This is a genomic window from Streptomyces sp. NPDC007157, from assembly GCF_040634235.1.
GTDB lineage: Bacteria > Actinomycetota > Actinomycetes > Streptomycetales > Streptomycetaceae > Streptomyces.
Window position 1 is genome coordinate 1 of sequence record NZ_JBEYFE010000037.1, and the last position, 12949, is coordinate 12949.

Sequence of the window (12949 nt, forward strand, 5' to 3'; positions counted from 1 at the left end):
GCGCCCCCCGGGGCTTATCAACACCCCTATCCACCCGTCGCCCCCCCTTATGCCCCAACCCCACCAAAACCCCCGGGGGCCGCCCCCGGCCCCCCCCCGGGCCCCCGCCCTCGCTTTCGGCTCCTCGGTCCCGGAGGGGACGACCGGCGCCGCGGACCAGCCGTCAGCGCGTCAGCGGCGGCCGCTCCCCCGTCGGCTCGTCACCCGGCCCCTGACCGTCGTTCCGGATGATCACCTCGCCCTGGACCACCCTGCCGTCGGGACGGTGGATGCGGGCCTGCTGGAAGGCGTCGCCCAGGGTGCCGGGGGCGGCGGCGCGGAGCTTTCGGTCGAGGGTGCGTTCGGTGAGGCGGGAGACCGCCTTCTGGACCGGCGGCAGCAGGAGCAGCAGGCCGAGGGCGTCGGAGACCAGGCCGGGGATCATGAGGAGCAGGCCGCCCAGCATCATCAGGCCGTTGCCACCGCCGCGCTCCGGTGAGCCGCCGCGCTGGATCGCCTCGTTGAGGCTCTGGAAGGCACGGCGTCCGGCCCGCTTGATGACCACGGCCCCGGCGACGAAGCCCGCCACCAGCAGCAGGAACACGGTCATACCGCCCGCCGCGCCCGCGACCACCGTCAGCAGCCAGATCTCCAGCACGAGCCACGCGGCGAGACCCAGCGGCAGATACCTGCCGAGCCGGGAACGCCGGGGCCGGGTGGTCTGCGGAGGGATCTGCGCGCCAGTCGTCATGCTCCCAGTGTGCCTGGGCCCGGCTCAGTGCGGGATAAGGGGATGATCAACCGGAACTGTGAGGTTCCCGGGCCCCCGCTGTGACAGCGGTGCCGGCCGTGACAGCAGTACCGGCTGTGACAGCGGTACCCGCCGTACCGGCTAGGACGGCCTGCCCTTGCCGGTGATCTTGCCCAGCCGCTCGGTGACACCCCACGACGTGACCCGCCACAGAGCCTCCACCATGATGTCGCGGCTCATCTTGGAGTCGCCCAGCTCCCGCTCGACGAAGGTGATGGGCACCTCGACGACATGGAAGCCGGCTTTGATCGCCCGGCGGGCCAGGTCGACCTGGAAGCAGTAGCCCTGCGACGCGACCTCGTCGAGCCCCAGGCCCTCCAGGGTCTCGCGGCGGAAGGCGCGGTAGCCGCCGGTGATGTCCCGCAGCGGGAGGTCGAGCGCGATGCGCGAGTAGAGAGAACCGCCCCGGGAGATGAACTCGCGGGACTTGGGCCAGTTCACCACCCGGCCGCCGGGCACCCAGCGGGAGCCGAGCACCAGGTCGGCGCTCTTCAGCGCGGTCAGCAGGCGGGGCAGCTCCTCCGGCTGGTGGGAGCCGTCGGCGTCCATCTCGATGAGCACGCCGTAGCCGTTTTCCATGCCCCAGCGGAAGCCCGCGAGATAGGCGGCCCCCAGGCCCTCCTTGCCCTTGCGGTGCAGCACCTGGACATGGTCGTCCTCGGCGGCCAGTTCGTCGGCGAGCTTGCCGGTGCCGTCGGGGCTGTTGTCGTCCGCCACCAGCACGTGCGCCTCGGGGACGGCCTGGCGCACCCGGCCGACGATGGACTTGATGTTCTCCGCCTCGTTGTACGTGGGAATGATCACCAAGGCCGTGCCGAGCGGGCCGAACCGCCTCTCCTGGGCCTGTGCCGCGAGGGTCCCGTCGCCGTCGTTCACTGCTGCCCCTTCATGTCGTACGCAGAGGACCACCATAGTGGCCACAGCCTGCACTGACGTGACAGCTCGTTCGTGTGGTGGTGTCGATTCCGAAAGAATGGGGTAAGGATGCCCGTTTCGGGTGCCATTCATCCGTGGTTTCGCCAGCCCGTTCGACTGCGGATGGGGGCCCGGCGCCCTTCGGGCCGACCTGGGACCCGCTGGCTGCGGGTCGACCGAAAGCCGTTGTCTACTGAGCGTCCGGGCCCCACCCGGGTCACACCTCCCGACCGGCCGGAACGAACGTTCCTCGTCGGCGCGGGCGCTGAGCCTGGCTCCCAGTGACGCTGCCCCGGTGCGGGGCCCCGTCCCTGACCCAGCGGCGCTGCGACGAGTGCGCGAACCGTTCCCCGGTCGGGCGTCCGGTGGTGGACTCGGCCGAACCTACCGGCCCGCTGCCGCTGGCTGTCAACAGCCGTCTGACCTGCGCAAACGGCATCAAACCCCTGGTCAGAGCGGAGGATGCGCAGGTCGCGCGACGGAGCGGCGGCCGTCGATCACGGCCGCGCCACCCCGGGAGATCACTCGCCCGGCCGTACGAATGCGGCCGGGTCACTCGCCCGGCCGTACGAACACCGTCCGGCCGCCCACCACGGTGCGCAGACAGACCGGCAGCGCGCGGCCGGGGGTCAGGTCGGGCAGGCCGGGGGTGCCGGAACGCGGGTCGGTGGACCAGCGGGCGACCCGGTCGTCCGGGGCCTGCACCACCAGCTCCTCGGTGCGCCAGACCGCGTAGTCGGCGGGCGCGCCCGGCACCAGGACGCCCGCGTCGTCCCGGCCGATCGCCCGCCAGCCGCCCCGCGTGTGCGCGGTGAACGCGGCGCGTACGGAGACCCGGTGCTCGGGCGTGTGATGGAAGGCGGCGGCGCGGACGGTCCCCCAGGGGTCGAGCGGGGTGACCGGGCTGTCGGAGCCGAACGCGAGCGGGACCCCGGCCTTGAGAAGCGCCGCGTAGGGGTTCAGGGTGCGGGCCCGCTCGGCACCGAGCCGCTGGGCGTACATGCCGTCGGCGCCGCCCCACAGCGCGTCGAAGGCGGGCTGCACGGAGGCGATCAGACCGAACTCGGCGAAGGCCGCGATGTGCTCGGGGGTGAGCATCTCGGCGTGCTCGACGCGGTGCCGGGCGGCGCGGACGCGGGCCGGGCCGACCTTCTCGGCGGCGGCGCGCACGCCCTCCACCACGGCGCTCACCGCGGCGTCCCCGATGGCGTGGAAGCCCGCCTGGAGGCCCGCCTCGGTGCAGGCGGTGACATGGGCGGCGACGGCGGCCGCGTCCAGGTAGACGGCTCCGGTGGTGTGGCCGGCGTCGCTGTAGGGCTCGTGCAGGCAGGCGGTGTGCGACCCGAGGGCCCCGTCGACGAAGAGGTCTCCGGCGGCACCGAGCGCGCCCAGCTCCCGCGCCTTGTCGACGCCTTCGTCGGCCGCCTCCGCCCAGTAACCGACGACCCGGGGTCCGGGCACCTGCGCGGCGAGCCGGAGCAGGCCGGTGAAGTCGTCCTCGGAGGAGATCTTCGGCCCGCCGCACTCGTGGACGGTGCCGATACCGAGGGAGGCCGCGTGCGCGAGGGCGGTGCGCTGGGCCTCGGCACGCTGTGCGGGCGTCACGGCCGCGAACGCGGCGGCGCGTACGGCGTGGTGGGCGTCGCTGATGAGCGGGGCGTCCTCCCGGGAGACCGCACCGGGGACCAGGTCCAGCAGGGCCGAGCTGACGACCGCCGAGTGGACGTCGATCCGGGACAGGTAGAGCGGGCGTCCACCGGTGGCCGCGTCCAGCTCGGCGCGGGCCGGCGGGCGGCCGTCGGGCCAGCGCGAGGCGTCCCAGCCGTGCCCGAGCAGGACCCGGTCGTCCGGGCGCGCGGCGGCGAAGTCACGTACCAGCGCGAGCGCCGCGTCCAGGGAACCGGCCCCGGACAGGTCTAGGCCGGTCAGGGCGAGACCCGTCGAGGTGGTGTGGACATGGGCGTCGGTGAAGGCCGGGGTCACCAGGGCGCCGTCCAGGTCCACGACCTCGTCGACCCCGTCCGCGAAGGCGTCGGCGGCCCCCTCGGATCCGACCCAGGCGACCTGCCCACGCTCCACGACCATCGCGGTCGCGAACGGATCGGCGGGACTGTGCACCTCGCCTCGGCGCAGGAGTACGGTCTGGGGCTCGGATGCGTGCTCAGTCATGAAGGACAGTTTCACCCCTGTCACCGGCACCTCCGGACGGGGGGCGCCCCGAACACTCCTCGTAAGGGGCGCGGGGGACTGCGCGACCAGCCCCGAATCACCCGCAGCCGGCACAGCGCCGCCGGCCCCCAAGAGGCACCGTCCGCCGCACTCAGACCCGCGGCGGCCGCGCCTCGTAAGGCGTGGACAGCACCACCGTCGTCCGCGTCGACACCCCCGCCAGGCCGCGCAGCCTGGCCAGCAGCTCCTCCAGCTCGTGCGGGGTCGCCACTCGCACCTTGAGGATGTAGTTCTCGTCGCCGGCCACGCTGTGACACGCCTCGATCTCGGGGACGCCGGCCAGTCGGTCCGCGATGTCGTCGGGGGCGCTGGGATCGAACGGTTTCACCGAGATGAACGCCGTCATGGGCAGCCCGACGGCCTCCGGGTCGACGACCGCGGCATAGCCGCGGATGACGCCGCGCTGTTCCAGCCGGCGCACCCGCTGGTGCACGGCCGACGTGGAAAGGCCCGTGGCCTTGCCCAGGTCGGTGTAGCTCATCCGCCCGTCCTTGACGAGCAGCTGCACGATTTGACGGTCCAGCTCCTCCATGGCGCAAAAACTACAGTGCGCCTGATCCCCTGGGATACCTCGGCAGCCCAGGTCATGGCCGGTTCGTGATGTCAGGGAGAGCAGGTTGTGAGCCTGCTGAGGGACAAATCCACCGCACCGGGCACCTGCGGGCGGCATGTGACGAACGCCACAGCTCCTGAACAGGCCTCGTGATGTTCTCGTGATTACCGCCAAGACCGGACGGGAAGTGCTTGCTGTGGTCGAGGCCGCAGCGCCGATACGGCCCAGCCCGAGGGGGAGTTACCCATGCAGAGTCTCAAGCGCCCTGGTCGCACCACGTCCAAGCGCCCGCACCTGGTCGTCGAGCCCGAGCCGGAGGGCGTCGAACCCGACCTCTACGAGGCCGAGGAACTGGACGCGTACGACACCTTCGAGATGTACCGGGTGATCTGCCCGGACTGTGCGCAGCCGATCGCCCTGCTGGCGGACGAGGAGTTCCTGCCGGAGCACGCGCTGTGTGCCTCGCCGTGGAACCCGTTCGGTCTCACGGTCTGTGCCGGCACGGGCCGTGCGGCGGCCGAGGCCCCGTCCGCGGACGAGTCGGTCGAGCCGCAGGAGCAGGACACCGCCCTCCTGCTCACCCTCCCGCAGGGCCTGGACTGGCGGACGCAGCCCTTCTCGCACGTCGGCGGCCCGGGCTCGCGGCCGATGCGGGTACCGGCGATGCGCCTCGGCGGCAGTGCCCTCGGCCGTCAGGCCGCCTGAGTCACCGCACCGCATCCCAGTAGCTGCCCTGCACCATGGCGCGCAGACTGCCGTGGTGCAGGATCAGTGTGTCCGGATCCGCCGGGACGGCGACCTCACCGAAGTACACCTGCCGGTAGGCGATGCGCAGCATGACGATCGCGTGCCGCAGGGCGGCGTACAGGGTGTAGAAGTCCATGTCCCGCGGGGTGTGGCCGGTCAGCCGGGCGTAGCGGGCCTCGACGCGGCCGCGGCGCAGGAACCCGGGCAGCCCCGGCTGTCCGGAGGCGACCGTGAGGTCCTGGAAGAAGCGGTGCAGATAGACGGTCCAGCCGAGGTCCACCTCGCGCGGGGCCGGTGCCGCCATCTCCCAGTCCAGGACGGCGACGGGGTCGAAGCCGTCGTAGACGACGTTCCCGATGCGTGCGTCGCCCCAGTTGAGAACCGGTGTGCCGGGCTCGTCCGGCCACAGCTCGGCGAGCCGGTCGAACGCGGCCTCGATCAAGGGTGAACGGGCGAGTCCGTCCACCACCCAGTCGTAGTAGGCGCGTTGGGACTCGACATGCCGGTGCAGGGTGTCGCCGTCCCCGGGGAGGGCGAGGAACTCCGCCTCGGCGCACGGGACTTGGTCGTGCAGTCGGGCCAACAGGCCCACGGACGCGGCTTCGAGTCGTTCGCGCTCGGTATCGCTCGCCGAGTGCAGCCAATTCCCCTCGTACGTATAGGGCATGACGTCGGGTGGGACACGGCCCTCGGCCCGTTCCATGACGAAGAAGGGCGCGCCGAGCGGTCCGGGGTCCTCCTCCAGCCACCGGACGCGGGGCACCGGCACATCCGTGTGTTCGGCGACCAGCCGCATGGTGCGGTACTGGCGGGTGAGGTCGTACGAGGGGAAGACCGTGTACGCCGCGGGATCGGCCGCCAGTCTCAACGCGCAGGCACGCAGCGGCGGATGCGGGTGCTCGATCTCGAACAGCAGGGTCTCGCTGGACATGCCGTTGGAGGCGGGGACCGTGACGCCGACGGCCTTGGCGCCGGGGAGCCGGGCGTCCAGCCAGGCGGTCAGCCGGCGGGTGAGGTCCTCCGGGTCGCGCGTCGTGGTGCGTGGGCGCGGTTTCGTCGTCATCCCGGACTCCTCCTTCAGGGCGCCACCGAGTCGAAGCCGGTGAAGCCGCTCGGATCGTGTCTGCCGAACGAGCCGTGCTCGAAGACGCCGTGACCGACCCGGCCGTCCAGGCGGAAGCGGGCGGAGTGGTCGGTGACGCCGTAGGCCGCGCGGGGGTGCGGCGCGGTCATGTCGTAGGTACGCCGGTCCGTCCAGGCGTGGCCCTGCCAGGTGCCGTGCTGCCAGTCGTCCGCCGGCGGGTAGCCGGCGCCGATCGCGAGCGGCGAGGAGGCGAGGATCTCCACTTCCAGTTTCTGGGGCCCCCGCGCGTCGCCGAGGTGGACGACGGCGTGCTCCGGGTGGCGGCTTCCGGAGCGGTAGCCGATCTCTGCCCGGGGCCAGCCGAGTTGGCGGTCGCGGTGGCCGGGCCGGACCAGGGTGGCGTCGTTCAGGGTGCGGTAGCCGTCGGCGTCCTCCTGGGTGATGACCATCAGGAAGCGGTCCTCGAAGCGGACCGGGCACCAGATCCAGTGGAAGCCCTCGGTCGGGTTCTCCTGGGCGAGCCGCCCGTCCTCCTCCCCCGGTATCGGGCGGACGCCCCAGCTGCGGTCCCGGGTCCCGGTCCAGCCGGCGGGATCGACGCGGAACTCCTCGCCGGCGGCCCGGATCACCCCGGACACTCCCCCGGCCTGCACGAACCTGCGACCCTCCAACGTCAGCCGGTCGCCCCGGCGTTGCAGGTGGTGCGGCTCCCAGAGGGCCGGGAAGTCGGCGGTCCAGGTGAGGTCGTACGAGATCGAGTCGTCGCAGGTCAGGCGGAAGCGCCGGAGCGGCTCCTCGACCTCGATGCGCAGCGGGCCGACCGCCAGCCGCGTCCGGTCGTCGCCGAGGGCGTCCGAGGCGCGTACCGCGTGCAGGGTGTCCCCGGTGCGCAGGGTGGCGTAGGCGTCGATCACCCCGACGTTGGGGTAGACGCCGAGGCCGAGGATGAGCAGGGCGCGGCCGTCGTGGTCGAGGACGTGGAAGATGCAGCGGTCGTAGGCGTTCCGGTCCCCGGTGGCGACGTGCTTCATGGAGAGCGGGACCTGGTGCACCGGGTACTCGTCGAGCGGTACGGGACGGTCGTCGGCCATGGCGGGCCTCCCCGGAGGCAGGAGACGGTCCGGCTGACGGTACGTCAGAAAATAGGGAGAGGCCAGATCCGGGAGCGGACGTCCACGAACTCACGCACGATTCGGAGGATCGGTGACCAGGGCGGCCGCCCCCGCGTTGGCCGGGCATGACGACCACCTACACCGCCCTCGGCCGTCAGCGCCGTATCTTCGTGCCCCCGCCCGCGGCATCGCTGCCGCCCCCCACCCCGCAGGATCCGCCCATCTACCGCGACCTGCTGCGGACCTGGGCCGACCGAGGCCGCACCCTGCCGGGCCGCCACGACCCGGAGTGGGTCAGGCTGGCGGCCCCGACGGTCTCACGCGGGCAGTTCAGCGACTTTCAGGCCCCGCCACATGACGGGCGATGACCATCCGCTGGATCTGGTTGGTGCCCTCGACGATCTGCAGGACCTTGGCCTCGCGCATATAGCGCTCGACCGGGAAGTCGGCGGTGTAGCCGTAGCCGCCGAGGATCTGGACGGCGTCGGTGGTCACCTTCATCGCGGTGTCGGTGCAGTGCAGCTTGGCCATGGCGGCCTGCTTGGCGAACGGCCGGCCCGCGTCCCGCAGCCGGGCCGCCGCCAGGTACAGAGCGCGGCCGGCCTCGATCTGGGTGGCCATGTCGGCGATCATGAAGCGCAGACCCTGGAAGTCGGAGATGGGGTGCCCGAACTGCCGCCGTCCGGTGGCGTAGGCGACCGCCTCGTCCAGCGCCGCCTGGGCGAGGCCGATGGCGCAGGCGGCGATGCCGAGCCGGCCGGAGTCCAGTGCGGACAGCGCGATGGCGAAGCCCTGGCCCTCCTCACCGAGCCGCCGCTCGTCCGGGACCCGGACGTCGTCGAAGTGGACCTGGGCGGTGGGCGAGCCCTTCATGCCCATCTTCTTCTCCGGCACCGCGCCGCTCAGGCCCTCGGCGTCACCGGGGACCAGGAAGGCGGTGATCCCGTGTGAGCCCTCCCCGCCGGTGCGGGCCATGACCGTGTAGAAGTCGGCGATGCCGCCGTGCGTGATCCAGGCCTTGGTCCCGTTGATCACCCAGTCGTCGCCGTCCCTGACCGCCTTCGTGCGCAGGGAGGCGGCGTCGGAGCCGGAGGCCGGCTCGGACAGGCAGTAGGCGCCGAGCAGGCCGCCGCCGAGTACCGCGGACAGGTGCTCGACCTGCTGCTGCTTGGTGCCGTAGGCGGCGAGCGCATAGCTCGCGAGGGTGTGCACGCTGACGCCGAGGCCGACGGTGAGACGGGCCATGGCCAGCTCCTCCAGGACCTGGAGGTAGACCTCGTAGGGCTGGTCGCCGCCGCCGTACTCGACGTCGTAGGGCAGGCCGAGCAGGCCTGACTCGGAGAGCAGGGTGAAGACCTCGCGCGGGAAACGGCCGGCGTCCTCCTCCTCGGCCGCCTTGGGCGCGATCTCGCGCTGGGCGATCTCCCGGACGAGCGAGATCAGGTCCCTCGCTTCTTCCGTGGGCAGCTGACGCTCCACCGGCTGCGGGTCGCGGTCGGACATGGCATCGGTCTCCTCCCTGTCGGGCACCAGCGGTCACGGCCCGTCGGGTAGGGGCGGCTCCGCCTGTCGTTCGAGTGCGGCCGCGGTCGGCGTTCCGGGTCACGGAACCTGCTGACCAGCGGCTGCGCAGTGAGTATGCCCGATCGGGGACCTCCCGTCACCAGTTAACGACCGCTTACTTCTCCAATTCCAGGACAACATTCGGCCGCCCCGAAATTGGTCCGAACCATTGACCCGACTGGTCTAGTCCTCCTAAGGTTCATGACCAACGCTTTACCGCGTTCATGCCAATCGGCGCGCGTTCCCCTCTCCCCCAGGAGGAGACACCCGATGCACACCCCTCACCGCTCCCGGTTCCGGGCGCTGCTCTCCGCGGCCTGTTGTGCCGTCCTCGGCGCCGGGCTGCTGGCCGGCGCGGGCACCGCGTCCGCGGCCGCCCCGTCCGCTCCGTCCGCCCCCCAGGTGCAGGCCGGCTCGAAGGTGGTCGGCTACTTCACGGAATGGGGCGTCTACGACCGCAAGTACCTGGTCAAGAACGTCGAGACCTCGGGCTCGGCCGCGAAGCTCACCCACATCAACTACGCCTTCGGCAACGTCACCGGCGGCAAGTGCGCGATGGGCGACTCGTACGCCGCGACCGACCGCGCCCACACCGCCGCCGAGTCGGTGGACGGGGTCGCGGACACCTGGGACCAGCCGCTGCGCGGCAACTTCAACCAGCTGCTGAAGCTGAAGAAGAAGCACCCGAACCTGAAGATCCTCTGGTCCTTCGGCGGCTGGACCTGGTCGAGCGGGTTCGGCGAGGCCGCCAGGAACCCGGCCGCCTTCGCCCAGTCCTGCTACGACCTGGTGAAGAACTCCAAGTGGGCGGGCGTCTTCGACGGCATCGACATCGACTGGGAGTACCCGAACGCCTGCGGCAACACCTGCGACACCAGCGGCCGGGACGCCTTCAAGAACCTGATGGCGGCGCTGCGCTCCAAGTTCGGGAGCAGCGCCCTGGTCACCGCCGCGATCACAGCCGACGCGACCAGCGGCGGCAAGATCGACGCGGCGAACTACGCGGGCGCGGCGCAGTACGTCGACTGGTACAACCCGATGACGTACGACTACTTCGGCGCCTGGGACGCGACCGGGCCGACGGCCCCGCACTCGCCGCTGAACTCCTACTCCGGCATCCCGAAGGCGGACTTCTCCACCTCGGCGACCATCGCCAAGCTGAAGGGCCTCGGCATCCCGGCGTCCAAGCTGCTGCTCGGCATCGGCTTCTACGGCCGCGGCTGGACCGGGGTGACCCAGGCGGCGCCCGGCGGCACGGCGACCGGCCCGGCGGCGGGGACCTACGAGCAGGGCATCGAGGACTACAAGGTGCTCAAGACCAAGTGCCCGGCGACCGGCACGGTGGGCGGCACGGCGTACGCCAAGTGCGGCAGCAACTGGTGGAGTTACGACACCCCGGCGACCATCGCGACCAAGATGACGTACAAGAACCAGCAGGGCCTGGGCGGCACCTTCCTGTGGGAGCTGAGCGGCGACACCGCAGGCGGTGAGCTGATCAAGGCCGTCAACTGACCCCGGTCACGGGGGGCTTGGGGCGGGGGTTCCACGAGACCTCCGCCCCTTGTACGTGTCAGGTGTCCCGGCGGGCCGGGGCCGGCGCGGGGTAGGCGGGGTCCAGTTCCTCGATGGCGCGCATGGTGCCGCCGAGCGTCTTGACCAGCAGTTCGCGCATGGTGTCGCGGGAGAGTTCGGGGTGCTCGATCCAGCTGAGGGTCGCGCCCTCCACGCTGCACAGCCAGGAGAGCAGGCCCATCCTGGCCAGCGGGGCGATGTCGCTTCGGCCGTAGGCGCCTTCGGCGATGGTCCCGACCATCGCCTCGCGCACCCCGTCACGGATGGAGTGCACCTCGGCGTCGAAGCCGACGCCGCCGCTGACGATCGTGCGGTACGCGGCCTGGTGGTGTTCGGCGAAGCGCAGATAGCTGTCGATGGTGCGGTGGACGCGGTCCACCTGGGGCAGCTCCAGGCCGCTCCCGGCATAGGAGACCAGGTCGGCGACCGAGTCCTGGATGATCGCCAGGTAGTAGCCCCGCTTGGACTGGAAATAGTAGTAGATCAGCCCTTTGGCGACATGCGCCTGCCTGGCGATGTCGTCCATGGAGAGCGCGTCGTACGAGGTGTCGGCGAACAACTTCCGCCCGATGGCGATGAGTTCGGCACGACGGGCCACGGAGCGCTCGGTGCCGCGCGCCCGGGGACGGGCGGCGGCACGCTGTTGACTAATATTCAATTTAGACCCTGGTCTCAGCAGGCTGCGGGACATCCGCAGTATGCCAGGTCGGGTAGTGGGTCAGGTCAAAGCAGTCCGAGTTGGGTCACCAACATGGCGATGACCACGACAAGGGTCCAGCCCATGACGTGTTCCAGGACCTTCGGGCCGTCGTCCTTGGGGCCGCCGGTACGGGCGCGGGCGGCGGTGGTGGAATGCGTGGTCATACCGTCCACCATGCCACTCGTTGCGGCTTTTGCGGCGGAGAGCTTGGTCACAGGAAAGCGGCCCCCGGTCCGTCCGGGGGCCGCCGTCGTGCCTGGTCAGCGCACGCCTACCGCCGCGAGCGCCTTGAGCTGGCTCGGGCTCGGGCAGGCCGGGAAGTACAGGTAGCAGACGCCGCCGGTGCCGGAGACGACCTTGCCGCCGGCGTTGTACCGCTTCGTCCTCAACCAGATGTTCTCGAACTCCCGCCGCAGATAGACCCGGCGGACCGCGTCGTCGTCGGCCGAGCACGGGTCGTTGGCGATCACGTCGCCGTCCGCGGTGAAGCCGATCACCGTCATCAGGTGCCCCGAGGTGCCGTAACCGGCGCCCGTCAGCTCGCTCGCCAGGAACGACTGGGACGTTATGGCCGGGATGCCGGCCGCGATCAGCGTCTCCAGGTCGGTGAGCGAGCCGAGTCGCGTTATCACGCCCTGGAGGTCCTTGTAGGTGGACGCGTAGGCGGCGTTGAACGGCCAGTTGCCGCAGCCCGCGTACTGGTAGTCGTAGGTGTACCGGGCCGCGTGGCAGACCTGCGGGTCGGCGTACGACGGGTCGACCCAGGCCAGTTGCGCGGGCGTGAGCCGGCCGCCCCAGTACTCGACGATCATCTGCGAGGAGGTGGGGCTGCACCAGGCCTCGCCGCCGTTGTCGTACTCGGGGTACTGGCCCTTGTGGATCTCCTGCGAGTAGCGCGGGACCTTCAGCTCCTGGGCCAGCCCCGGGACGGAGGCCGGGACCGTGAAGCGGTCCGGGATGTCGGAGCCCATGGCGCCGAGCCGCCAGACGGTCGGGGTGAGCTTGGTGCCGGGCTTGCGGTAGAGGGTCAGGCGCAGCTGGTACGAGGTCAGACGCAGGCCGGTGGTGGCGTCGTCGATGGCGAAGGTGTCCGTCCAGATGGTGCTCTTGCCGTCCGTCTGGCCGTCCACCGAGGTCCGCCTGATGTCCTGGTCGCCGGCGGCCCAGCGGCCCATCACGTACCAGGGGGTCGCGGTGCCGTCGGAGTAGGTGCCGTGCAGTTCGACCTGGATCCAGGTGCCGGCCGGGGTGTCCGCGTTCCAGGAGGCGATGGTCTCGGTGGCGGGCACGGTGAGCCGGCGTACCGGGCCGGTCCAGGTGCCGTACTCCCAGAGGGCGGTGGTGCCGGTGTGCGGGTCGGTGTAGGAGGTGGTGCCGACGGGGGTGCCGATCACCACGCCGGGACGCCGCCCGGCGACGGCGCGGACGCCCTTGGTGGCGCCGGTCCGCCAGTCGCTGTGGGTGGTCCACGAGTGGTAGTCGACCGGACGGGTCCGGGCCCGGCCGGTGTCCTCGGTGTCGGTGTCCGACGCCGCGGCCGCGGGGACCGCCGGGATCACTCCCTGGGCGACGGCGGCCGCCGCGACGGAGGCCGCGGCGGCCAGAACTGTTCTGCGGGACGGCTGTTCGGCTCTGCTCATGGGTGGAAGACCCCCAGGTGTGCGCGACGCTGCTGGTCCGGTGC

The 12949-nt window shown here is 71.4% G+C and carries 13 protein-coding genes; 3 read left to right on the top strand and 10 right to left on the bottom strand.

The window, feature by feature from the left end:
* Positions 1-163: 163 nt before the first annotated feature.
* The 4 genes from fxsA to ABZ642_RS41510 form a co-directional block, all read right to left on the bottom strand.
* On the bottom strand, positions 164-730 hold the full coding sequence (fxsA, locus tag ABZ642_RS41495; protein ID WP_360495260.1) for an FxsA family membrane protein: 567 nt from the start codon (positions 728-730) through the stop codon (positions 164-166).
* A 141-nt stretch (positions 731-871) separates the two neighbouring features.
* A complete protein-coding gene (locus ABZ642_RS41500) occupies positions 872-1666 on the bottom strand; it encodes a polyprenol monophosphomannose synthase (protein ID WP_360495263.1) in 795 nt (264 codons plus the stop codon).
* A gap of 591 nt (positions 1667-2257) precedes the next feature.
* Positions 2258-3874 carry an amidohydrolase gene (locus ABZ642_RS41505; RefSeq protein ID WP_360495265.1) on the bottom strand — a complete coding sequence of 539 codons (1617 nt, stop codon included), beginning with the start codon at positions 3872-3874 and terminating at the stop codon, positions 2258-2260.
* Between the two features lie 151 nt (positions 3875-4025).
* The gene (locus ABZ642_RS41510) at positions 4026-4466 is read right to left on the bottom strand and encodes an Lrp/AsnC family transcriptional regulator (protein ID WP_360495268.1); all 441 of its coding nucleotides are present in this window, start codon (positions 4464-4466) and stop codon (positions 4026-4028) included.
* Positions 4467-4733: 267 nt separating this feature from the next.
* Here ABZ642_RS41510 and ABZ642_RS41515 point away from each other — a divergent pair, with 267 nt between their 5' ends.
* Entirely contained in the window at positions 4734-5192 is a 459-nt protein-coding gene (locus ABZ642_RS41515) for a hypothetical protein (RefSeq protein ID WP_360495271.1), read from the top strand.
* A gap of 1 nt (position 5193) precedes the next feature.
* On the opposite strand, the gene ABZ642_RS41520 is transcribed toward ABZ642_RS41515, so the two are convergent.
* Both ABZ642_RS41520 and ABZ642_RS41525 read right to left on the bottom strand, forming a co-directional pair.
* Entirely contained in the window at positions 5194-6297 is a 1104-nt protein-coding gene (locus tag ABZ642_RS41520; protein WP_360495274.1) for a phosphotransferase family protein, read from the bottom strand.
* A gap of 14 nt (positions 6298-6311) precedes the next feature.
* Positions 6312-7409 (bottom strand): hypothetical protein, encoded by a 1098-nt coding sequence (locus tag ABZ642_RS41525; protein ID WP_360495276.1) that lies wholly within the window; start codon positions 7407-7409, stop codon positions 6312-6314.
* A gap of 146 nt (positions 7410-7555) precedes the next feature.
* Between ABZ642_RS41525 and ABZ642_RS41530 the strand changes: the two genes are divergently transcribed.
* Positions 7556-7798 (top strand): hypothetical protein, encoded by a 243-nt coding sequence (locus tag ABZ642_RS41530; RefSeq protein WP_360495279.1) that lies wholly within the window; start codon positions 7556-7558, stop codon positions 7796-7798.
* Here the strand turns inward: ABZ642_RS41530 and ABZ642_RS41535 are convergent.
* Positions 7761-8933, bottom strand: a complete 1173-nt coding sequence (locus tag ABZ642_RS41535) for an acyl-CoA dehydrogenase (protein WP_360495282.1) — start codon at positions 8931-8933, stop codon at positions 7761-7763. The genes ABZ642_RS41530 and ABZ642_RS41535 overlap by 38 nt on opposite strands.
* 330 nt (positions 8934-9263) lie before the next feature.
* On the opposite strand from ABZ642_RS41535, the gene ABZ642_RS41540 reads away from it, so the two are divergent.
* Positions 9264-10505, top strand: coding sequence for a glycoside hydrolase family 18 protein (locus tag ABZ642_RS41540; protein WP_360495284.1), 1242 nt, complete (start codon positions 9264-9266; stop codon positions 10503-10505).
* A 58-nt stretch (positions 10506-10563) separates the two neighbouring features.
* On the opposite strand, the gene ABZ642_RS41545 is transcribed toward ABZ642_RS41540, so the two are convergent.
* The 3 genes from ABZ642_RS41545 to ABZ642_RS41555 form a co-directional block, all read right to left on the bottom strand.
* On the bottom strand, positions 10564-11223 hold the full coding sequence (locus tag ABZ642_RS41545) for a TetR/AcrR family transcriptional regulator (protein ID WP_360495287.1): 660 nt from the start codon (positions 11221-11223) through the stop codon (positions 10564-10566).
* Positions 11224-11288: 65 nt separating this feature from the next.
* The gene (locus ABZ642_RS41550) at positions 11289-11429 is read right to left on the bottom strand and encodes an SCO1431 family membrane protein (RefSeq protein WP_351735532.1); all 141 of its coding nucleotides are present in this window, start codon (positions 11427-11429) and stop codon (positions 11289-11291) included.
* Positions 11430-11525: 96 nt separating this feature from the next.
* Positions 11526-12905 carry a peptidase C39 family protein gene (locus tag ABZ642_RS41555; RefSeq protein WP_360495290.1) on the bottom strand — a complete coding sequence of 460 codons (1380 nt, stop codon included), beginning with the start codon at positions 12903-12905 and terminating at the stop codon, positions 11526-11528.
* Positions 12906-12949: the final 44 nt, after the last annotated feature.